This window comes from Nakamurella leprariae, assembly GCF_016918035.1.
Lineage (GTDB): Bacteria > Actinomycetota > Actinomycetes > Mycobacteriales > Nakamurellaceae > Nakamurella > Nakamurella leprariae.
On sequence record NZ_JAERWK010000015.1, the window covers coordinates 1 to 22369 of the forward strand.

Genomic DNA, 22369 nt, shown 5'->3' on the forward strand with positions numbered 1-22369 from the left:
CCCCCCCCCCCCCGGGCCGGCGCGGCCGGGGGGGGGGGGGGGGGGGGGGGGGGGGGGGGGGGGGGGGGGGGGGGGGGGGGGGCGCCGGGGGCGGGCCCCCCCCGCGCTGGATCACGGGTTGTAGGTGTAGATGGTCGCCCAGTCGATCTGGACCTTGCCCGAGACGCTGGTGTTGGGCTTGCCGTTGGTCTCGGTCTGCAGGACCCAGTGCATCGGGTTCTGCGGGACATCGGTGGTCTGGTTCAGCATGACCTGGCCGTCCATGATCAGCTTCACCGCGGACGGGGTCCACTCGACGGTGGCGATGTGCCAGTCGGTGAAGGTCTTCTTGCTGTCGGTCCAGCCGCAGTTCTGCGACGGGTTGCCGATGCAGTGGTTGAAGCCCCACATGTTGCCGGTCAGATCACCCTCGGGCCAGTCGATCTCGCCCTGGTTCCAGTTGTCGCTGTCCGGCCACAGCAGCCAGGCGGTCTTGTAGCCGGGCAGGGCGTCGGCGCGGAAGCGGACGCTGAACTTGCCGTACTTCTGGCCTCCCCACTTGCCGGCCACCATCGGCACCGGGGCGGCGACCTGGGGCCGGCCGTTCATGCTCTGCAGGTTGATGTCCATGACGCCACCGGAGACCGAGATGATGTCCTGGTTGTAGGTGCCGGTCCGGTAGGTGTCGGCGAACCCGTCGTAGGACATCCACTTGTTCTTGTAGACGCCGGGGAACCCGCCCTGGGCCACGTCACCGGCGGTGAAGTCGTCGGCGAAGACCTGCTTCCAGCCGGGCTGGTCGCCGACCGGCATCGCCGTGCCGGTGGTGCCACCGTTGGTGTTCGGCGCGGAGGCGCTGTTCTTGGTGGCGTCACCGAGCTCGATGCCGGTGACGCGGAAGGTCTGCTTGGCGCCGACGTCGGACCACTGGTTGCCGACCTTCACGCACGGCCAGTAGCTGTAGGTGCCCTTGGCCAGCGTCTTGGTCTTGCTCACGGTCCGACCCGACTTGGTGAGCTGGCCGGAGTCGAAGGCGAAGTCGATGTTGGAGCCGGAGGCGGTCCGGGCGCAGATGCCGATCATCGAGGCGTTGACCGTCTCGCTCGAGCGGACGTTCGCCGACACCGTGACCGAGCTGCCCTTGACGGCGGCGGTCACGTTCGAGGCGCTGTAGGCCGGGGCCGCCGAGGCCAGCGGGGCGGTGGCGATCGCGGTGGTACCGAGCACGGCGGCGGTCGTGGCGACGATGCCGACGCGAGAAAGCTTGTGGAGAAGAGACTTTCGGTTGCGCTGCGGAGCGGCAGGAGTGGTGGCGGACATGGCTTTCTCAACACCTCGGAAGTTGACGTGGACGGCGCGGGAGGCAGAGCGGGACGTGCTTGGAGGTGCGCCGTCGACCACGGCGCGGAGGGGCGGACGGAGCCGCTCTCGGGAAGGGCCCGGGGCGTAGGTCGGGCGAGCACTGAGGCATCGCGGACAGCCCTGACGGGTACGAGCACGACGAACGGGATGCATTCGCTGGGAGTCGCGGTGGGGCCAACGTGGCGGACCACCGAATCGCCATGCACAGAGCTGGCGGTGAAGAGCCAGGAGAACCCTGACCACCGCTCGCTGTGACGCTCTGTTCCGGTGCTGACACCAACAGTAGCAGCGACTGGCGGGCCGGCAAGGTTTCCGAGCCGTTGTCCGTCGATCGTGGAGCAGGCATCGCCGGGTGGGGCACGGTCACTGCGCAGGGCGGTGACCGACCGTCGGATCGGTCACCCGCTGCGGGGACCGCCGTCCGCGGTCGGGGATCGTGGTCGCTGCGCTCGGTGAGCACCGCCGGGGAGCCGATGCCCCCACCGGTCCGGACGACGATCAGAAATGTTGTCGCACAATGTATCTCCACTGGATGACGCAGGTCCGGTCTCGTCGTGGCGGACGGTCACCCCGGCGTGTGGCGGCGGGACCGACCCCTGCGGACCACGCGTGGAGCCGGCGACCCGGGAACGCACCTCGGTACCGAGCGTCTTCCGGGGCGACCGGTGGGCACGGCCGCGCGACCGGAGATCACGATCGACCGCGGATGCCGTGATCGATCGGCGGCCCGACCGGCTCGTTCACTCGGACGAGGCGAGCGGGAGTCGCGGAGGAAACACTATGATCAATCGCCGGCCATCAGTGTTGCTCCGTCCGGGGCATCCGTGGCCGGAACGGTCGCCAGTGGCGAACGGCGACGGACGAGGAACGTGACCACGGTGGGCGACGCTGGGACGGGACGCGACGATCGGTCACCGTCCGATGGGTCTGCGCGCCCGTCCACGACCATCACGGCGGTGCCGTTCCAGGCGACCACGCCGCCCCGGCGGCCGCAGGGGCGACGGATGCGCAGTGGTCACCGCGCCTGGCAGACACTCGCTGCGCTGATCGTCGTCGGTGCCGTGGCCGCGACCGCCGGCTGGCTGGCCGGGCGGACGGACACCGGTGGTGGACCCGATGGCCCGCCGCCCGCCGCGCTGCGCACTGCCGCCGCGGACAGCGGCTCGGTCCAGGTGACCCCGCCCGGGGCGGCCAGCGGCGCCGCCGGAGTGCCACCGCAGACGCCGGCGCCCGCGGTGCCGCCCGTCGACACCGCGGACGAATCGATGCCGCGCGGCGACCTGCCGGGTTGGCGTCAGGTGTTCAGCGACGACTTCACCGAGGACCTGGCGCCCGGCCAGTTCCCCGGACCGTACGAAGGACGCTGGTCGACCTACGACGGGTTCCAGGACACCCGCAAGACGGGGTGGTACGACGACGACATCCTGTCGGTGCAGAACGGGGCGCTCCGGATGGACCTGCACACCGGAGCGGACGGCCGGCGGTTGACCGCGGCACTCGTTCCTCTGCTCGACGGTGAGTGGGGTGGGACGACCTTCGGCCGGTACAGCATCCGCTTCCGCGCGGATCCCATCCCCGGGTACGGGGCGGCGTGGCTGCTGTGGCCGGACTCGGACCGATGGGACGACGGCGAGATCGATTTCCCCGAAGGGGAGTTCAACAGCGGCATCAAGGCCTACAACCACTGTCCGGGGCGGGCGGCGTTCCACTGCGGGACGTTCGACACCGGGGTCGGGTTCGACGACTGGCACGTGGCCACCACGACGTGGACGTCGACCGAGGTGGTGTTCCAGCTCGACGGGGTGGTCATCGGGCGGGTCACCGACAACATCACGCAGGTCCCGATGCACTGGGTCCTGCAGACCGAGACCTGGGTGTATCCCCCCGGTCCCGAAGTCCGCGGCTCCGTCTACATCGATTGGGTCAGCGTCTGGGAGCAGGCCTGAGCCGCGCGCCGGCTGGACGACGAGGCCTGTCGGCGACAGAGCCCGGGTCGCGCGCTGGTGGTGCGGAGGTGGATCAGCCGTTCCAGCTGTACAGGGTCACCCAGTCGACCTCCACCGAACCGGTGCCGGTGGTGTTGGTGCCGTACCAGTTGTCGCCCTGCAGCTGCAGGATCAGGTGCATCGGCACCCGCGGGATGTTGTCGTAGGTGGTGCCCAGGGTCCGCCCGTCGAGGATGAAGCTGATCGAGCTCGGGGTCCACTCGACGGTGGCGGTGTGCCAGTCGGTGGTGTTCTCGGTGTGCTTGACCCAGAAGCAGTTGTTGGCCGGGTTGCCGATGCAGTGGTTGAACCCGTAGAACTCCTGACCGAGACCACCCTCAGGGAAGTTGATCTCGCCGTCGTTCCAGTTCTCGGTGTCCGGCCACAGCATGAACGACTGCTTGAAGCCCTCGACGTAGTCGGAGCGGTACCGGATGCTGTAGCGCCCGTAGGTGGTGCCGCCCCACTCGCCGTTGATGAGCGGGATCGGCGCCGCGGCCTGCCGCTGGCCGTTCTGGTAGTGCACGTACATGTCCATCACGCCGTTGTCCACGGAGATGATGTCGTCGTTGTAGCGGGCGTTGCCGGCCGTCTCGGTGAACCCGTCGTACCCGGTCCAGCGGTCGGCGTAGGCGTCGGCGAAGCCGCCGCGGGCCACGTCGGTGGTGAAGTCCTCGGCGAAGATCTGCGTCCAGTTGGCCAGGTTGCCGGTGGGCATGGCCTCGCCGCTGGTGCCGTTGCCGCCGGACGGCGCCGCGGGCGCGGGGGCCGGGGCCGCCGCCGGGACGGGGGCGGGCGCCGGGGCCGGCGCGGCCGCGGCGGAGACGGTCACGATGTGCCCGCCGGGCAGGTCGTTCCAGGTGCCGTCCACCTTGACGCACGGCCAGACCCAGTAGTCACCGGCCGGCAGTCGGCGGGACGTGGTGACGTCGGTGCCGGTGCGACCGATCCAGGTGCCGTAGTCGAACGGGAAGTCGACGTTGGCGTCGTCCTCGTCGCGGGCGCAGACGCCGACCATGTCGGAGGTGGTGCCCGCGGAGGCCGAGACGGTGGCGGTCGCGGTGAGGGTGTTGCCCGAGACGGTGACGTCGAAGTCGCTCGGGGCGTACTCGGCGGCCGAGGCCGGCGACACCGGCCCGAGCATCAGTGCGGCAGCACAGGTGGTGATCGTCGCGCCCAGCAGCGTCCGTCTGCCACGCCGGCGCAGGGCTGACGGAACGTTCCGTGAAGCCACGGTGGTCCCCATTTCGTGATGATCCGGCCAGGACGTCTGATCGCCGGGCCGCCCGGTGGCACGCCACCGGAGAATGGTCCGGGGGATCCGGCCGGACCCCCGAAAGAACGGCGCGAAGCTAACACTGCGTGTCGGATCGTGGACAGTTCATGAGAACTACATCACGCGCTGGTCACGGTCTCACCCGTCCAGGTAACGGACACGGTCGTTGCGAAGGGTCGCTTCCCGACGAATCGGGCACGGTCCCGGTGTGCCGGAATGCGTTTCGCCTGGTGAACGATCATGGGCCCTCGAGGTTGCTCCAGCGTGACCGGAATGATCATGGATCACGCTCCGTCACCGATCTCGATCATCGGCGAACGGGTGTTCATCGGCCTGCCCGGCGCGGCCGGAGGCCGTCCGTCGGTGCGCTCCGGGCGGCGGTCCGCTCGTCGTCATCCGGCGGCAACACGGCGCCGGATACGGTGCTCCCTGCGCCGCCGGTGTGGCGTCGTTCCTGCCGGACAGCGTCGACCCGGCTGCCATCGTCGTGCGGAGGTTCCCGATGCATCTGACCCCCTCGGACACCGAGAAGCTGCTGCTGTCGGTGGCCGGCATGGTGGCGCGCGACCGACTGGCCCGCGGTGTGAAGCTGAACTACCCGGAGACCGTCGCGCTGCTGAGCACCTGGGTCATCGAACGGGCCCGGGACGGCCGCTCGGTGGCCGACCTGATGGTGGCCGGTCGCGAGGTGCTCACCCGGGACCAGGTGATGGACGGGGTGGCCGAGATGCTGCCCGACGTCCAGGTCGAGGCCACCTTCCCCGACGGGCGCAAGCTCGTCACCATCCATCAGCCCATCGCCTGAACCGGTCCTGGACGACAGCCCGACCGACACCGAGGAGCACCACCATGGCTGGCACTGCCACCACCGGCCCGGGGGCCGTCCGGGTCGCGCCCGGCACCATCGAGCTGAACGCCGACCGGAGCCCGGACGAGCGGATCGAGCTGACCATCCTGAACACCGGCGACCGCCCCGTGCAGATCGGATCGCACCTGCACCTGCCGGATGCCAACAGCGCTCTGGAGTTCGACCGCGCGGCGGCCCACGGCTTCCGCCTCGACATCCCCTCCGGCACGTCCCGCCGGTTCGAACCGGGGGCGTCCCGGACGGTCGGCGCAGTCGCACTGCGCGGCGCCCGCCGGGTACCGGGTCTGCAGATCAAGGACGCCGATCGGATCGAGCTGGACGGGAACGAGTAGATGGTGCAGATCTCCCGCGACGAGTACGCCGCCCTGTACGGGCCGACCGTCGGCGACCAGATCCGGCTGGGCGACACCGATCTGTGGATCGAGGTGGAGCAGGACCTCACCGCCGGAGGTGAGGAGGCCGTGTTCGGCGGCGGCAAGTCGATCCGTGAGTCGATGGCCCAGGGCGAGGCCACCTCGGCCGACGGCGCGCTCGACACCGTCATCACCAACGCCATCGTGCTGGACCACTGGGGCATCGTCCGCGCCGACGTCGGGATCCGCGGCGGTCGCATCGTCGCGCTCGGCCGGTCCGGCAACCCCGACATCGCCGACGGGGTGCACCCGCAACTGGTGATCGGGCCGGGCACCGACGTGATCAGCGGCGAGGGCAAGATCCTCACCGCCGGTGGCATCGACACCCACGTGCACCTCATCTCCCCGTCCCAGATCGTCGAGGCCCTGGCGACCGGGCTCACCACGCTGGCCGGCGGCGGCACCGGGCCGTCGGAAGGCACCAAGGCGACCACGGTGACCCCGGGCCCGTGGCACCTGCGGCAGATCCACCGGGCCATCGACCCGTTGCCGATCAACCTGCTGCTGCTGGCCAAGGGCAACACCACCTCGGTGGCCGGACTGGCCGAGCAGGCGCTGGCCGGTGCGGGTGGGTACAAGGTGCACGAGGACTGGGGCTCCACCCCGGCCGCCGTCGACGCCGCGCTCACCGCGGCCGACGAGTGGGGGCTGCAGGTGGCGCTGCACTCGGACTCCCTGAACGAGGCCGGATACGTGGCGTCGACGGTGGCCGCGATCAACGGCCGGTCGATCAGCGCCTTCCACGTCGAGGGCGCCGGCGGCGGGCATGCCCCGGACATCCTGACCATCGCCGGCCTGCCGAACGTCATCCCCGGATCGACCAACCCGACGCTGCCGCACACCGTCAACACGGTGGACGAGCACCTCGACATGCTGCTGGTCTGCCACCACCTGAACCCGGCGGTGCCCGAGGACCTGGCTTTCGCCGAGTCCCGGATCCGGGCCACCACGATCGCGGCCGAGGACGTCCTGCACGACATGGGCGCCATCTCGTTGACGTCGTCGGACGCGCAGGCGATGGGCCGGATCGGCGAGGTCATCGCCCGGACCTGGCAGGTCGCGCACGTGATGAAGGCACGCCGCGGTCCGCTCGGTTCCGGGATGCCGGCCGACAACGAGCGCGCCCGGCGCTACGTGGCCAAGTACACGATCAACCCGGCGATCGCGCACGGCATCGACGACGAGGTGGGCTCGGTCGAGCCGGGCAAACTGGCCGACCTGGTGCTCTGGGAGCCGAAGTTCTTCGGCACCCGGCCGTCGGTGGTCATCAAGGGTGGCGGTCTGGTGTGGGGCGCACTGGGGGACCCCAACGCGTCCATCCCGACCCCGCAGCCGGTGCTGATGCGCCCGGCGCTCACCGACGCGATCGGGGCCGACCTGTCGGTCTCGTTCGTGGCGCCGCGGGCCCTCGACGACGGTCTGGCCGATCGGCTCGGGCTCCGGCGGAAACTGGTGGGCGTCAAGCCCACTCGGGATGTCGGCAAGGCGCAGATGATCAACAACGATGCCCTGCCCCGCATCGAGATCAATCCCGAGACCTTCGCCATCACCATCGACGGCGACCTGGTCGAGCCGGCCCCGGCGGAGCGGCTCCCGCTCGCTCAGCTCTACAACCTGTTCTGAGAGGTCACCTCATGCGCGCTGATCGTCACCCGGTCGACCTGGTCATCCACGCGTCGCGGGCGCTGATCGACGGGGCCGAGCAGGCGGCGTCGGTGTCGGTGCGGCTGGGGCGGATCGTGGCGATCGACGAGTTCGGCGCGGCCGGGCCGGGTGGGCAGCAGGTCACCCTGGACGAGGACGCCGTGCTGGTCCCCGGGATCGTCGACACCCACGTGCACGTCAACGAACCCGGGCGCACGGAGTGGGAGGGGTTCGACACCGCCACGCGGGCCGCGGCCGTCGCCGGCGTCACCACCATCGTGGACATGCCGTTGAACTCGTTGCCGCCCACCCTGTCCGCGTCCGCGTTGGCCGCCAAGCAGGTCGCTGCGCGCGGGCGGGTCCGGGTCGACACCGGGTTCTGGGGTGGGCTGGTGCCGGACAACCTGGACGAGTTGCCGGGCCTGTTCGCGGCGGGCGTCCTGGGGGTGAAGTGCTTCCTGCAGGACTCCGGAGTCCCCGAGTTCCCGCCCGTCTCGGCCGAGGTGCTGCGGGCCGGCATGGAGATCATCGCCGGGCTGGGCGGGCTGTTGCTGGTCCACGCCGAGGACCCGGCCGTGCTGCACGGAGCCCCCGCCCCGCAGGGACCGGACTACCGGGCCTTCGTGGCGTCCCGACCGGTCAGTGCGGAGACCACGGCCATCGGGACGGCGATCGCGGCGGCCGCGGCGACCGGCTGCCGCACCCACATCGTGCACCTGTCGTCGGGCGCGGGGGCCGAGCTGATCCGCCGGGCCAAGGCCGACGGTGTCCCGATCACGGCCGAGACCTGCCCGCACTACCTGACCCTCGACGCCGGCACCATCCCGGACGGCTCACCGCAGTTCAAGTGCTGTCCGCCCATCCGAGGCACCGCGGACCGGGACGCGTTGTGGGAGGCACTGTCCGACGGCACCATCGACATCGTGGTGACCGACCACTCGCCGTCCACCCCCGAGATGAAGCAGCTCGCGGTGGGGGACCTGGGCCTGGCCTGGGGTGGGATCGCGTCACTGCAGTTCGGCTTCGCGGCGGTGCTGGCCGAGGCGCTGGACCGAGGGTCGGCGCTGGCGGACGTCCTGCGCTGGATGTCCACCGGACCCTCTGATCTGGCCGGGCTGCACCACAAGGGCCGACTCGAGGTGGGCGCCGACGCCGACCTGATCGCGCTGGCCGTGGACGAGACCTTCATCGTGACGGCAGATCTCATCCGCCATCGCCATCCGGTGACGCCGTACCTGGGCCGGACGCTGCGGGGGGTCGTCCGGCACCGGTGGCTGGGCGGAGCCGAGCTGCGCCCCGACGATCCCGCGCCGGCCGGTCGGCTGCTGTCGGCGGGATCGGCATGACCGCGACGGTCCAGATCCCCGGCCACCAGACCGGTGTCGCCCAGTTCATGACGATGCTGCTGGCGGACAACCGACTTCCGACCGGTGCCCACACGCAGTCCGCTGGGCTCGAGCCGGCCGTCCGCGGCGGCATGCCGGTGCGCGAGGTGCCCGACTACCTGGCCGTCCGGTTGGCCACCGTCACCCTGGTCGAGGCCGGGGCGGCCGTGGTCGCCCGTGCGGTCGCCGGCCGAGGTCACCGTGACATCGGCGATTCGGCACACGATCTCGACGCCGTCGAGCAGGCATGGCGGGCGCGGACGGTCGGCCCGGCATTGCGGGAGACGGCCGCGTTGCTCGGGCGTGGCTACCTCCGGTTGGCCGGACGGCTCTGGCCCTCGTCCACGGTGGTGGCCGCGCTGGGTCGGGTCCAGCGCCCGAGCCGCGCGGTCGTCCTCGGCGGCATCGCCGCGCTGGTCGGCCTGGACGATGCCGCGCTCATCCGGCTGATCGGCTACGACGAGGTGCAGACCGTGTGCGCCGCGGCGCTCAAGGTCGAGCCGGGGGACCCCGTGCAGGCCACCTCCTGGGCGCTGGCCAGCCAGCCGCTCATCGAGCGGATGGTGGCTCCGCTGGTCGGTCTGCAGGACCCGGACGAGATCCCCTCGGGCGGTGCGCCGCTGCTCGAGCAATGGTCGCAGCAGCACGCTGCCGCCACGCACCGGCTGTTCCGCGCCTGAACCCGGCCGGGTCGTCCGCGACCCGGTGGAGCGACGGCATCGGGCGCGGTCACCCGACGGCCTCGGAGCGGACATCGTCGTCCGGCGTGTGCGGCGCGGTCAGGTCGACGACGTGGGGGATCGCGCCGACGGCCCAACCGGGAATGGCCCGGCCCCGAAGCCGGCCACCTCGGTGATCGACAGGCGGTGCCCGGCCAGCTGAGATCGGAGAAGCCGGCGCGGAACAGCAGGTTCCCCGGTCGGCCCAGTCGCCACTGCGGTCGAGTCGCTCCGACCTCAGCGGTGCACCGCTGAACGAGTGAACGGTCGGTCCCACGTGGCGGCGAACGACTGCGAGACCGGTTCGGGCGCGATCATTCTCGGGTAGCAGGACTGTTCAGAACGGTCATCCGGGGGCTACTCTTCGCCAGGACTCCCCACTCAGCCGCGCCCGTGATCCGTCCGGGACCCCCGTTCCTCATGCACTGTCCTCAGATCCCGGGCCGCCCGGCAGCTCCGCCCGGGAGCCGAACGTTCCTGGATGGTCCTCATGCACCGACCGCACCGGAGTGCCGTCCCGTCCCGTCGGCGGTGCGGGTCGTACCGACCGTCCCGCTCCGGCGCCGTCCATTCCATGACCCGGGCCGTCTCACTCGGCGCGGTGCTCACCCTGCTGCTGGCCGTGGTCGGTGGTGTCGTGTCGACCGCGTTCGCCGCGTCGGCCCCCCAGCTCGCGGCGCCCGCCCCCGCGGGCTCCCCGATCCAGGTCGATTTCGGGTCGCAGACCACGGTTCCCGTGGCGGGGTACGTCCTGGACTGGGGCCAGCCGTACGGTGCCCGCACCGGCGCCAACCAGGGCAGCAACCTGACGTACGGCTGGGTGACCGACGGCAGCACCACCCCGGTCGACCTGACCGGGAACGGCCGCATCCGGTACGTCAGCGGCGTCGACGCCAAACAGACGACGCTGATGCACATGCAACTGGCCGGCAAGCCGGCCGGTGCGTTCGAGATCCAGGTGGCCGACGGCTGGTACACGGTGACGGTCGGGGTGGGCGATGCCTCCACCACGTACGACAGCACGCACGCCGCCACCGTCGAGGGCATCCGCGCGGTCGAGCCGTACGTGCCGACCCAGTACACGCGGCTCACGACCGGCACCGCGACGGTGCAGGTCACCGACGGCCGGCTCACCGTCCGCCCGGAGGCCGGCACCAACGCCAAGATCACCTTCCTGACCGCGACCGCGGTCCCGCCGCCGGCCGGCGACCCCACCTTCCCGTTCCGGGTCGACTTCGGAGCGGGCACCAGCGTGCCCGTGCCGGGCAACGTGCTCGACTCCGGCGGCTCCTACGGTCCCAAGGGGTATGCCACCTACGGGTGGGTGGTCGCCGGGAGCCGGACCCCGCTCAACCTGAGCAACAACGGTCGGCAGCGGACGGCCTCGGGGCTGGCCGACCCGCGGCAGGTCAACTTCATGCAGATGCAGGCGGTGCCCAGCAGCGGCGCCAACACCACGGCCGGTGACTGGACGATGGTGGTGCCCAACGGCGCCTACCGGGTGACGGTCGGGACCGGTGACCCGAACAACGTGTACGACAGCACCCACCGGATCCAGGTCAACGGCCGGGTCGCCATCGACCCGTACGTGCCGACCTTCTCGTCGAAGTTCCGCATCGGCGTGGTCGACGTGGACGTCACCGACGGCCGCCTGGTGGTCAGCGCGGCCGGCGGCACCAACACCAAGATCGACTTCCTGGACGTCGAGCAGTGGACCGATCCGTCGCCGCCGCCGTTCCCGGCGTACATCGACTTCGGCACCCCGTCCAGCACGCCTGCGGCCGGCTACCAGCTGGACTCGGGAGCGCGGTTCGGCCCGAAGCAGGCCGGCTACACCTACGGCTGGGAGGCCGCGGGCACCGACACCCCGCTGGACGTGTCCGCCAACGCCCGGCAGCGCCCGGCCGGGGTGACCACGGATCCGCGCCTGCTCGGCCTGATCCAGATGCAGTCGGCCTCCGGTGTGACGACGCCGGCGCAGTGGGAGCTGGCCGTGCCGAACGGGACCTACAAGGTCACCGTGGCGGTCGGTGACGCGTCTGCGGTGTACGACTCGACCCACCTGGTCGAGGTCGAGAACGTCGTGGCGGTCGGCCCGTTCAAGCCGACGGCCACCACCCGGTTCACCACCGGCACCGTCACGGTCAGCGTCATCGACGGGCGGCTGACCGTCGCCCCGACCGGCGGGGTCAACACCAAGATCGACTACCTGACCGTCGAGTACGTCGACCCGACCCGGCCGCGGGTGGCCATGGTCGCCCCGGGCGGTGACGAGACCAACGTGGTGCGGGATCTGTCCGTCACCACCGAGCTCTCCCTGCCGGCCGGCGCGATCGACCCGAACACGGTGACGGCCGGCACGGTCAAGCTGGTCAAGGTCAGCACCGGGGCGGTGATCGAGTCCTCGGCCAACACCAGCGGTGGCGGCGACGTGCTGGTGCTGACGCCGAAGTCGGTGCTGGAGGCCAACACCCAGTACCAGTTCATGGTGACCGACGGCGTCACCGACGTGGCCGGCAACAAGTTCCTGCCGTTCGAGAGCCTGTTCACCACCGGCACCCTGGTGTCCGGCACCGGCATCGCCGGCGTCGGCTTCACCCAGCAGGCGACGGTCGCGACCAACCACCTCTACACCAGCGTCACCACCGGGCCGGACGGCAAGCTGTATGCGGCCACGCTGAACGGCTACCTGTTCCGGTACGACGTCGCACCCGACGGCACGCTGGCCAACGAGCGACAGATCAACACCGTGCGGACGATGAACTCGGGGCAGAACCGCACCATGGTGGGTCTGGCGTTCGACCCGTCCTCCACCGCCAGCAACCTGATCCTCTGGGTGACCGACAACTTCATGTACGTCGGCAACGACAACGTGCCCGACTGGTCCAGCAAGCTGGTCCGGCTCACCGGGGCGAACCTGGAGAGCGGGCAGACCGTGCTGACCAACCTGCCGCGGTCGGCGCACGACCACGAGGCGAACTCCATCGCCTTCGGTCCCGATGGGGCGCTGTACTTCTCGATGGGCTCCAACACCGGCATGGGCTACCAGGACATCGCCTGGGGCAACCGGCCGGAGGTCCAACTGGCCGGCGCGGTGCTGCGGCTGGACACGGGCGCGCTGCCCGCGTCGCTGCCGTTGGACGTCAAGACCACCGACGGCGGCGGCAGCTACGACCCGTATGCGCCGGGGGCACCGCTGACCCTGTACGCCACCGGCGTCCGCAACGCCTACGACTTGGCCTGGCACAGCAACGGTCACCTCTACGCGCCCACCAACGGCTCGGCGGCCGGCGCCAACATCCCGATGGTGTCGGATCCGTTGCCGGCGTCGTGCAACCGCCGGATCGACGCGGCCAGCGGGCCGTACACCTACACCGGCCCGGCGTTCAACACCATCTTCGGCAACCCGGTGGCGCAGACCGACTTCATCCACGAGATCACCCAGGGCGGCTACTACGGTCACCCGAACCCGTCCCGGTGCGAGTTCATCTCGTACGGCGGCAATCCCACGGCCGCGCAGGGAACGCCCTGGGAGGAGGCGCAGTACCCGGTGGGGGTCCAGCCGGACCGCAACTTCCGGTCCGGTGACATCTACGACGCCGGGTTGCACGCCTCGGCCAACGGAACGATCGAGTACCGGAGCAACGCCTTCGGCGGCAAGCTCAAGGGCAAGCTGCTGGTCGTCCGGTACAGCGCCGGCAAGGACGTCATGGTCGTCGACCCGTCCGGGCCGGACGGCTCCGTCACCGGGATCACCACCGGTGTCACCGGGATGAGCGGCTTCACCGAGCCGCTCGACATCGCCGAGCACCCCAGCGGCAACGGCATCCTGTACGTCACCGAGCTCGGCGGGCAGAAGATCACGTTGCTGCGGCCCGTCGCGGGTGGGTGACCGGGAGCCCGTCGGGACCGGGGTCGCGGTCCCGACGGGCTCGGGGGGACGGGTGGGTCAGCCGGCCCAGGTGTAGAGCGTCACCCAGTCGACGAGCAGGCTGCCGGACTGGTTGAGGTTGCTCGACGAGACGCCGTCCGGATCTGCCTCGACCTGCAGCATGAGGTGCATCGGCACGCTGGGGATGTTGTTCGTGGTCGTGCCGATCACCCGACCGTCCAGCAGGTACGAGATCGATCCGGGCTTCCACTCCAGGCTGGCGGTGTGCCAGATCGACGAGGTGGTGTTCGGGTCGACCCAGTAGCAGTTGTTCGACGGGTTGTTGATGCAGTGGTTGAACCCCATGAACGAGCTGCCGAGGCCGCCCTCGGGCCAGTCGATCTCGCCCTGGTTCCAGTTGTCGCTGTCCGGCCAGAGCAGGAACGCCATCTTGTAGCCCGGGAGCCTGTCCGCCTTGAACCTCACGGTGTACTTGCCGTACTTCATCCCCACCCATGGCTGGGAATGGAACGGTGTCGGCGCCGCGGACTGGCGCATCCCGTTCTCCTGGTGCAGCCAGAGGTCCATCACCCCGTCGTGCATCGAGATGATGTCCTGGTTGTACCAAGAAAGGCCGTTGGAGTTGGCGAAACCGTCATAACTGCGCCATTTCGTGCTGTACGGCCCCGGGAACTGACCGCGCGCCAGCGGGGTGTTGAAATCTTCGGCCAGCACCTGCCGCCACGAGCCGATGTTGCCGGTCGGCATCGCCTCACCACTGGACGAGGACCCGCCCGACGGCGGCGCCGCCGTCGCGCCGCGGACAGTGAAGGTCTGCTTGGCCCCCAGGTCGTACCAGCGCCGGTCGTCCTGGACACAGGCCCAGTACGTGTACGTGCCGGGGCTGAACGTCTGCTGCTTGGTGAGTGTCACGGCCCGGGAGCTGAGCCGCACGTTCGTCGAGAAGGGGAGGTCGAGGTCGGCGCCGGATGCGCTCCGGACGCAGATCCCAGCCAGTTCGGCGGTGATGGACGGTGTCGCGATCAGTGAGGTGGTGATCTGGACGGTGCTCCCGCTCACCGACGCGCTGAGCGTCGCGCGGGACGGGGCGGCGGCCGCGGCAGGCGCCGTCGCGACCGGGAGCACCAGGGCCGCGATGGCGGCGAGGACGGATCCGGTACGACCGGCGCGCCGACGGCGTCGCCCGGTCGGTCGTCGTTCAGCAGGAGATCTCACGTCGCTCCGTTCGGAAGCAGGCATGGCCGCGGCGGTCACGGGGTGACCGCCGTGGGAATCGAGGGCAAGGTGGTGACCGGGCCAGGGAATGCGCGGTGACGCCGCCGTGGGCCGACCCGGAATGCATGTTCCGGTCGGTGGGCGGCGCTCACGGTAAGTGATCACGGCAGTCCGACTCAAGCATCACGGGACAATCACGGCCGATTTCCGGTGTGCGCGACGGTGATTTCTTCCGTTGTTCGGAAATGCCCGATCCGGACGATGGCACGCGGCCGCGGCCGCGACCGCGTAGGGTGCAGGCGCCCCGATCGACCGGTCGTCCGCCGGAACGGGGCGCCGCAGCGTCGCGGAGCAGGCCGATCGTGTGCAGACATCCGCAGCAGTCCCGACCCGACAAGGTGGCGCCGTGTCCGTCCCCGCCCCGACCGTCCCCGGCCAGTCCGACCCGGCTCGGACCCGATCCCTGCGACTGGGCGTCGCCGGACCGGTCGGCACCGGCAAGTCGTCGATCATCGCGCTGATCTGCCGTGAACTGGCGGCCGAACTGCAGCTCGGCGTCATCACCAACGACATCTACACCGATGAGGACGCGCGGTTCCTGCGGTCGGCCGGGGTGCTGGATCCGGCCCGCATCCGGGCGGTGGAGACCGGCGCCTGCCCGCACACCGCCATCCGCGACGACGTCACCGCCAACCTGCTGGCCGTCGAGGACCTGGAGTCCGACTTCGCGCCGCTGGACGTCGTGCTGGTGGAGTCCGGTGGCGACAACCTGACGGCGACGTTCTCCCCGGCCCTGGTCGACGCCCAGCTGTTCGTGCTGGACGTGGCCGGGGGCGGCGACGTGGCCCGCAAGGGCGGGCCCGGTATCGGGCGCGCCGACCTGCTGGTGGTCAACAAGACCGACCTGGCGCCTCACGTCGGGGTCGACGTGCCGCAGATGGTGCACGACGCCGAGCACGCCCGGGACGGCCGCCCGGTGCTCGCGCTGTCACGCACCGACGCGGCGTCGGTCGAGGGCCTCAAGGACTGGGTGCGGGCGACCCTGGCCTCGTTCCGCTCCGGGAAGCACGTCGCCGTCGACCCGGGTCCGATGGCACCCCACTTCCACGCCGAAGGCGGTGGGTACGTGCACAGTCACGCCGATGAGGCAGCGCCCGGCGGGGGCTCCGTGCACAGTCACGACGAGCCCCACTCGCATTGATCGAGGCCACGACCGACCACGGCGCGATCCGGCTGGGCGTCCAGGTGGCGCCGGGTCGGGCGCGGGTCACCGCGTCGGGCGCCCGATTGAGCCCGCGGGTGCTCCGGGTCGCCGACGCCGGCGCCGTGATGACGATGGTCGCCACCGGTGCGCTGCTGCTCGGCGGTGACCATCTTCGCGTGCAGGTGGACGTGGGTCCGGGAGCGTGGCTCGAGGTCCGGGAGATCGCCGGCACGGTGGCCTACGACGCCGGTGGGGTGCCGTCGTCGTACTCCGTCGAGGCGCGGGTCGGTGCCGGCGGCCGGCTGCTCTGGGACGGTGAGCCGTTCGTGGTCGCCGACGGTGCCGCCACCACCCGGTCGCACACCATCGACCTGGGCCCCGGGGCGGTGGCCGTGGTGCGGGACGTCCTGGTGCTCGGCCGGCACGGCGAGGTGGGCGGGGCCCTGCGGTCCCGGACGGACGTGCGGATGAGCGGGCGGCCGCTGCTGGTCGAGGAGCTCGATCTGACCGATCCCGGGCACCGCCGGCGTCCGGGACTCCTGGGCGGGTACCGGGTGGTCGACAGTGCCCTCGTGCTTGGCGACCGCGCGCTCCAGGACGGTGTGCGGGCCGGGGCGCCGCCCGGGTCCTGGTTCGACCTGGCCGGGCCGGGCACGGTGGTCCGCGACCTGGTCGACGACACTGCGTCGTCGCGCCTGCACCAGTGGTGGCCGGAGCTGCGACAGTTGGCGAGGCCGCCGATCCCGGTGGCGGGACCGGCGTGACCGGCGCAACGCCGGACCGCCGCCGTGCAACACGCCCGTTACCTGGGGGACACGCGGTGGCTTCATGCCGTTCCTAGATTCGGACTTCGGCGAGCCCGACCAGGAGCCCTTGCGGGCACCGACCGGGGCGTCGCCGGAGCAGCGACCGGATCCCCCACAGCACCGATGACACGATGCCCAGCCGATCACCGTCCGCAGTCGAGTGTCAGTCCTTGAGCCCCACCCGTTGATCCGTCCAGAGCTGTTGTGCCGCATCGAGCGGGTCTCCCGGCCGGGAGTCGCCGTGTCGTTGCCCGATCAGGCCGGGAGCCTTCCCCTATGACGACCAGCAAGCCGTTCCGCGCGTCCGCCCTCGCCCGCGCCACCGACCGTCGCAACTTCCTGCGCCTGGCCGGCCTCAGCGCCGTGGGCCTGGGCGGACTCGTCGCCTGTGGTTCCGACTCCGGCAGCGGAGGTTCGTCCTCGTCGTCGTCCAGCAGCGCGGCTTCCAGCGGCGCCGCGACCAGCGGGTCGTCGTCGGCCGCGGCGGTCGAGCCGGGCGCCTACGGCGACATCTCCCTGCAGCTGTCCTGGATCAAGAACATCGAGTTCGCCGGCGAGTTCATGGCGGACAGCAAGGGCTACTACACCGCTGCCGGCTTCGGCTCGGTCGATCTGGTCACCGGCCCGGTGGACAGTGCGGACGCCCTGGTGCTGGCCGAGACGGTCGACATCGGGCTGTCCGCGCCCGACGCCACCGCCCGGTTCATCGTGGAGCAGGGTGCCCCACTCAAGATCATCGGGAGCACCTTCCAGAAGAACCCCTTCTGCATCCTGTCGATCGAGGAGGGCACGCCGATCCGCACGGTCGAGGACCTCAAGGGCAAGACCCTGGGCATCCAGGCGGGGACGAACCAGACGATCTTCGAGGGCTTCCTGCGAGCCAATGGCATCGATCCGTCCGAGGTCACCCAGCAGGTCGTGCAGTACGAGCCGACGCCGCTGACCGAGAAGGCGGTGGACGGCTTCATGTCGTACCTGACCAACGAGCCGTTCATCGTCGCCGCCGAGGGGTTCACCCCGGTCACCCTCGGCTTCGCCAACAACGGCCTGCCGCTGACCGCGGAGACCTTCACCGTGCTGCAGAGCACCATCGACGACAACCGCGACATGCTCAAGGCGTTCCTCAAGGCCGAGATCCAGGGATGGAACGACGCGGTCGCGGATCCGGAGGAGTCGGCACGACTGGCGGTGGAGGTGTACGGATCCAGTCTGGGTCTGGACCTGCCGGGCCAGACCGAGCAGATGATCGCCCAGAACGACCTGGTCGTCACCGAGGACACCAAGGCCAACGGCCTGTTCACGCTGACCGACGCGTTGCTGACGGACATCATCGGTGCGATGGGCGAGGTCGGCATCGAGATCACCGCCGACCAGCTGTTCGACCTCAGCCTGCTGGAGGAGGTCTACGCCGAGAACCCCGACCTGATCGTCGGCTGACCGGCCAGGACGCGGTCCGTCGGGCACCGGCGGACCGCGCCTCCCGACCATGGATGACGGGCCGGCGCGATCCGGCCACCCGCGCCGCCTCGCTGCGGCCGCACCGAAGGCCCAGTACGGAAGGTGGCCAGCATGGCCCAGGCAGGACAGACACCGGTGGAGCTGGCCGGAGGACCCGGTGGTTCGGCACGGGTGCACGACCGCGCAGCACCGTCCGACGAGGTGCTCAGCACCACCAGCCCGCAGACCGAGCCGTGGGCGGCCACCGGCATCAACATCCAGGGGCTGACCAAGCAGTTCAGCATGGGGCGCAAGGCGGTCACCGCGCTCACCGACACGTCGTTGGGTACCAAGCGGAACTCGTTCCTGTCCCTCATCGGGCCGTCCGGCTGCGGCAAGTCGACGATCCTGCGGATCCTGGCCGGACTCGAGACCCCGACCGCCGGCACCGCCCTGATCAACGGCCAGTCCACGGCCGAGATCCAGCGCAACCACGAGCTCGGCATCGCGTTCCAGGAGGCGGCCCTGCTGCCGTGGCGGTCGGTGGCCACCAACATCCGGCTGCCCCTGGAGGTCGCCGGGATCAAGCCCGAGCCGGGCCTGATCGACGACCTGATCAAGCTGGTCGGGCTGACCGGGTTCGAGCACGCCAAGCCGGCCCAGCTGTCCGGCGGCATGCGGCAGCGGGTGGCCATCGCCCGCTGCCTGGTGGTGCAGCCGACCGTGATGCTGCTGGACGAGCCGTTCGGCGCGCTCGACGACATGACCCGGCAGCGGCTGAATGTCGAGCTGCTGCGGATCTGGACGGAGAAGCCGGCGACGACGCTGATGGTGACCCACGGCATCAGCGAGGCGGTGTTCCTGTCCGACGTGGTGGCGGTGATGAGCCCGCGGCCCGGCCGGATCGCCGAGGTCGTCACCATCGACCTGCCCCGGCCGCGGACGCCGGACATGATGCGCAGCCACGAGTTCCACGCCTACGTCGACCAGATCTCCGAGATCCTCTTCGGTCGCAACGGCACCGGCGGGGCGGCGGGCGATGACTGACACCCAGGTGGCGTCGCCGTCGCCGGGCAGCCCGTCGGGTGACGTGTCGGCGATCGCGTCCGCCACCCCGGCCGGTGCCGGCGGCACCCGGTTCAAGCTGCCCGGTTGGGCCGGTGGCGTCATCGGCGTACTGATCATCCTGGCCGTGTGGTGGGTCGCCTCGATCACCCTGTGGCAGTCCAGCAACTCCATCCCCACGCCCGTCGAGGTCTTCGCCAAGTTCTTCGACGGGGACGAGTGGTCCCGGCTCTGGACGAACGCGCAGGGCACCATCTCGGCGGCGCTCTGGGGCGCGTTGTGGGGCAACCTGGCCGCCATCGCCCTGGCCACCGTGGTGCTGCTGATCCCCGTGCTCGAGGGCATCGTCACCCAGATCGCCATCACCACCTACTGCATCCCGCTGGTGGCCATCGGGCCGATCTGCGTCATCGTCGCCGGTCGTGACTCCCCGCAGGGAGCTTCGATCGTGCTGGCCGCGTTGAGCGTCTTCTTCACCACGGTGGTGGGCTGCCTGCTCGGGTTCCGGGCCGCGCCGCGCACCAGCATGGACCTGGTCCGCGCCTACGGCGGCGGCAGGTGGACGCAGTTGCGCAAGGTGCAGGTCATCGCGGCCTTGCCGAACCTCGTGGCCGCGCTGAAGATCTCCGCCCCGGCGGCGTTCCTGGGCGCCGTGCTGGCCGAGTACCTGGGCAGCGGCGGCGACGCCAGCCTGGGCCGGGCGCTCATCGCCGCCCAGACCCAATCGGACGCGCCGCAGCTGTGGTACCTGGCCCTGGCCAGCGGGCTCATCGCCGGCGCCGGGTACGCCCTGGTCGGGCTGGTCGGCCGGTTCGTCACGCCGTGGGCCGCGGGACGGGCCACATGACCCCGACCCCGGCACGCCCCCACCCGCTGTCCGGACCGCGGAGGAACGCTCGATGACCACCACGGAAGCCGCTGCCGTCACCGGGCCGGCGGCCGCGCCGTCCGGGCCGGGCGCCGAGGAACGGATCAGCACCCGGTCGGCGGCCGGCGCGATCGGCCGACGGATCGCCACGTCGGTCATCACCATCGTGGTGTCGCTGGTCGCGCTGTGCCTGCTCTGGGTCGGGCTGCTGCGCCTGTTCGACGTCTCCGCGTTCGTCGGCAAGGGCCCGATGGACGTCTTCCACTACCTGTTCACCGCGGCCCCGGAGTCCGGCATCCGGCCGACCTCATTGACCGCCGAGGCGGCCCGCGACCAGGCGTTCAGCGCGCTGGGCACCACGCTGGTCGACGCGGCGATCGGCTTCGTCACCGGCATGGTGTTCGCGACGGTCGTCGCCGCGCTGTTCGTGCTGCTCAAGCCGGTCGAGGTGGCGTTCATGCCGATCGCCATGCTGCTGCGGTCGGTGCCGCTGGTGGCCATGGCGCCGGTGCTGCTGCTGATCTTCGGCCAGGGCAAGGTCGGCATCGCGGCCATCGCGGCCATCGTCGTGCTCTTCCCGGCCCTGGTGAACATCACGCTGGGGCTGCGCTCCGCGTCTCCGCAGGCGCTGGACGTCATCCGGGTCAACGGCGGCTCGGCCCTCACCGCCATGCTCAAGGTGCGCATCCCGTCGGCGCTGCCGCAGTTCCTGGCCTCGGTGCGGATCTCCGTGCCCGGCGCGATCGTCGGCGCGATGCTGGCCGAGTGGTTGTCGGGCTTCACCGGGCTGGGTGGGGTGCTGTCCACCTACAAGGGGCAGGGCAACTACGGCGGCGTCTGGACCGTCGTGGTGTTCGCCGTGGTCGCCTCGATCGTGCTGTACGCGGTGGCCGCAGTGATCGAGACCGCGGTGCTGGCCGCCTGGGGACCGGAGGCCGGTCGCCGCTGACGGACGGATCCTCACCAGGGTGGCGCGCTGGTGGGCGTTGCGGCAAGGTTGCGCCGGTTCCCGGCGACAGCGGTCACACCCGCTGTGATCGGGTTCGCGCAAGCGCCTGCCCGCGCAGCCGTGCGGTGTCGGACCTCGCCTGGACAATGGAGGGGTGAGTCCGATCCTGTCCGACCGTGCTGTCCTGTCCTTCGACGCGTTCACCACCGCCTTCGCCGCCACCAGCAGCATCGCCATCGACAAGGACGTCGACAGCTCCGCCTCGCACCGCACCGGCCGGGCCGCCGCCCCGCGCCTGATCGTCACCGACCTCGACGGCACGCTGCTCGACGAGCACGGGCAGGTCAGTGCCCGCAACGCCGGCGCGCTGCGGCGCGCGGCGGCGGCCGGCGCCCGCGTCGTCATCGCCACCGGCCGTCCGGTGTGGTGGCTCGGCCCGGTGCTCGACGCCGGCTTCACCGGCACCGCGGTCTGCCTGAACGGCGCGGTCGTCTACGACGCCGGGGCCGACGACATCGTGGCCACCTCGCCGCTGACCCCGTCCGCCATGCGCCGGTTCGTCAGTGCGCTCGAGGATCGCGTCGACTTCACCGTCGCGGTCGAGCGGTTCGGCACCGACGAGAGCTGCTGTTGGGCCGAGTACGACTACGCCCACCCGTGGGGCGAGGCCCGGTTCGCCCGTGGCTCGCGCGACCAGGTGCTGGACCAGCCGGCGGCCAAGTTGCTGATCCGCGCCGGCCAGGGCTCGGCCAGCCTGGCCACGGCCGCCCGCGCCATGGCCGACGACCAGGTGCACGTCACCTACTCGACCGACGACGGCCTGCTGGAGGTGGCCGCGGCCGGCGTCGACAAGGGCGCGACCCTGGACCGACTGGCCCGCGAGTGGGGCGTCACCCCGGCCGAGGCCGTCGCGTTCGGTGACATGCCCAACGACCTGGAGATGCTGACCTGGGCCGGGCGCGGGGTGGCCATGGGCAACGGGCACCCCGACGTGGTGGCCGTGGCCGACGAGGTCGCCCCGGAGCACCACCGCGACGGCGTGGCCGTCGTGCTGGAGCGCTGGTTCTGATCCGCTGACGGGCTGGTCTGCTGAGCGGCGACGGCTGGGGAACACTGGGGACATGACCATCCCCCAGCCTCCGAACCCGGACATCCCCGGGCCGGCGCCGACCCCCGGTCCCGGACCCGAGCCGACCCGCCCGGGGCCGCCCCCGGACCGGCCGCCGGTGCCGTTGCCACCGGAGCCGGGGACTCCGCACCCGGTGGAACCGGACCCCGGTCAGCCGTTCCCGGACCCGACCG

17 protein-coding genes are annotated in these 22369 nt (G+C 71.1%); 14 read left to right on the forward strand and 3 right to left on the reverse strand.

Annotated features, from left to right (window positions below; all coding sequences use genetic code 11):
• Positions 1-111: 111 nt before the first annotated feature.
• Positions 112-1299 carry a glycoside hydrolase family 16 protein gene (locus tag JL106_RS11310; protein WP_205260834.1) on the reverse strand — a complete coding sequence of 396 codons (1188 nt, stop codon included), beginning with the start codon at positions 1297-1299 and terminating at the stop codon, positions 112-114.
• A 998-nt stretch (positions 1300-2297) separates the two neighbouring features.
• On the opposite strand from JL106_RS11310, the gene JL106_RS22045 reads away from it, so the two are divergent.
• Positions 2298-3287 carry a glycoside hydrolase family 16 protein gene (locus tag JL106_RS22045; protein WP_205260835.1) on the forward strand — a complete coding sequence of 330 codons (990 nt, stop codon included), beginning with the start codon at positions 2298-2300 and terminating at the stop codon, positions 3285-3287.
• Positions 3288-3360: 73 nt separating this feature from the next.
• Here the strand turns inward: JL106_RS22045 and JL106_RS22050 are convergent, their stop codons facing one another.
• Positions 3361-4458, reverse strand: a complete 1098-nt coding sequence (locus tag JL106_RS22050; RefSeq protein WP_205260836.1) for a glycoside hydrolase family 16 protein — start codon at positions 4456-4458, stop codon at positions 3361-3363.
• A 646-nt stretch (positions 4459-5104) separates the two neighbouring features.
• Here JL106_RS22050 and JL106_RS11325 point away from each other — a divergent pair.
• The 6 genes from JL106_RS11325 to JL106_RS11350 all read left to right on the forward strand — a co-directional run bounded on the left by JL106_RS11325 (position 5105) and on the right by JL106_RS11350 (position 13523).
• Entirely contained in the window at positions 5105-5407 is a 303-nt protein-coding gene (locus JL106_RS11325; RefSeq protein WP_205260837.1) for an urease subunit gamma, read from the forward strand.
• 44 nt (positions 5408-5451) lie between these two features.
• Entirely contained in the window at positions 5452-5802 is a 351-nt protein-coding gene (gene ureB, locus JL106_RS11330) for an urease subunit beta (protein WP_205260838.1), read from the forward strand.
• Positions 5803-7506 carry an urease subunit alpha gene (locus tag JL106_RS11335; RefSeq protein WP_205260839.1) on the forward strand — a complete coding sequence of 568 codons (1704 nt, stop codon included), beginning with the start codon at positions 5803-5805 and terminating at the stop codon, positions 7504-7506.
• 11 nt (positions 7507-7517) lie between these two features.
• Complete coding sequence (allB, locus tag JL106_RS11340) at positions 7518-8873, forward strand: allantoinase AllB (RefSeq protein ID WP_205260840.1); 1356 nt, start codon at positions 7518-7520, stop codon at positions 8871-8873.
• The gene (locus JL106_RS11345) at positions 8870-9592 is read left to right on the forward strand and encodes an urease accessory protein UreF (protein ID WP_236007498.1); all 723 of its coding nucleotides are present in this window, start codon (positions 8870-8872) and stop codon (positions 9590-9592) included. The genes allB and JL106_RS11345 overlap by 4 nt, the downstream gene beginning before the upstream one ends.
• A 613-nt stretch (positions 9593-10205) precedes the next feature.
• Entirely contained in the window at positions 10206-13523 is a 3318-nt protein-coding gene (locus JL106_RS11350; protein WP_205260841.1) for an Ig-like domain-containing protein, read from the forward strand.
• 57 nt (positions 13524-13580) lie between these two features.
• Here JL106_RS11350 and JL106_RS20965 read toward each other — a convergent pair whose 3' ends face one another.
• The gene (locus JL106_RS20965; RefSeq protein WP_205260842.1) at positions 13581-14582 is read right to left on the reverse strand and encodes a glycoside hydrolase family 16 protein; all 1002 of its coding nucleotides are present in this window, start codon (positions 14580-14582) and stop codon (positions 13581-13583) included.
• A 562-nt stretch (positions 14583-15144) separates the two neighbouring features.
• On the opposite strand from JL106_RS20965, the gene ureG reads away from it, so the two are divergent.
• The 7 genes from ureG (at position 15145) to JL106_RS11390 (ending at position 22136) form a co-directional block, all read left to right on the forward strand.
• The gene (ureG, locus tag JL106_RS11360; protein WP_205260843.1) at positions 15145-15939 is read left to right on the forward strand and encodes an urease accessory protein UreG; all 795 of its coding nucleotides are present in this window, start codon (positions 15145-15147) and stop codon (positions 15937-15939) included.
• Positions 15936-16706, forward strand: coding sequence for an urease accessory protein UreD (locus tag JL106_RS11365; RefSeq protein ID WP_205260844.1), 771 nt, complete (start codon positions 15936-15938; stop codon positions 16704-16706). The genes ureG and JL106_RS11365 overlap by 4 nt, the downstream gene beginning before the upstream one ends.
• Before the next feature lie 318 nt (positions 16707-17024).
• Positions 17025-18185, forward strand: a complete 1161-nt coding sequence (locus JL106_RS11370) for an ABC transporter substrate-binding protein (RefSeq protein WP_205260845.1) — start codon at positions 17025-17027, stop codon at positions 18183-18185.
• Between the two features lie 303 nt (positions 18186-18488).
• Positions 18489-19232: an ABC transporter ATP-binding protein gene (locus JL106_RS11375; protein ID WP_407940153.1), complete on the forward strand. Its 744-nt coding sequence runs from the start codon at positions 18489-18491 to the stop codon at positions 19230-19232.
• Positions 19225-20097: an ABC transporter permease gene (locus JL106_RS11380; RefSeq protein WP_205260847.1), complete on the forward strand. Its 873-nt coding sequence runs from the start codon at positions 19225-19227 to the stop codon at positions 20095-20097. The genes JL106_RS11375 and JL106_RS11380 overlap by 8 nt, the downstream gene beginning before the upstream one ends.
• 52 nt (positions 20098-20149) lie before the next feature.
• On the forward strand, positions 20150-21067 hold the full coding sequence (locus JL106_RS11385) for an ABC transporter permease (RefSeq protein ID WP_205260848.1): 918 nt from the start codon (positions 20150-20152) through the stop codon (positions 21065-21067).
• Between the two features lie 154 nt (positions 21068-21221).
• Positions 21222-22136, forward strand: coding sequence for an HAD family hydrolase (locus JL106_RS11390; protein ID WP_205260849.1), 915 nt, complete (start codon positions 21222-21224; stop codon positions 22134-22136).
• Positions 22137-22369 lie beyond the last annotated feature (233 nt).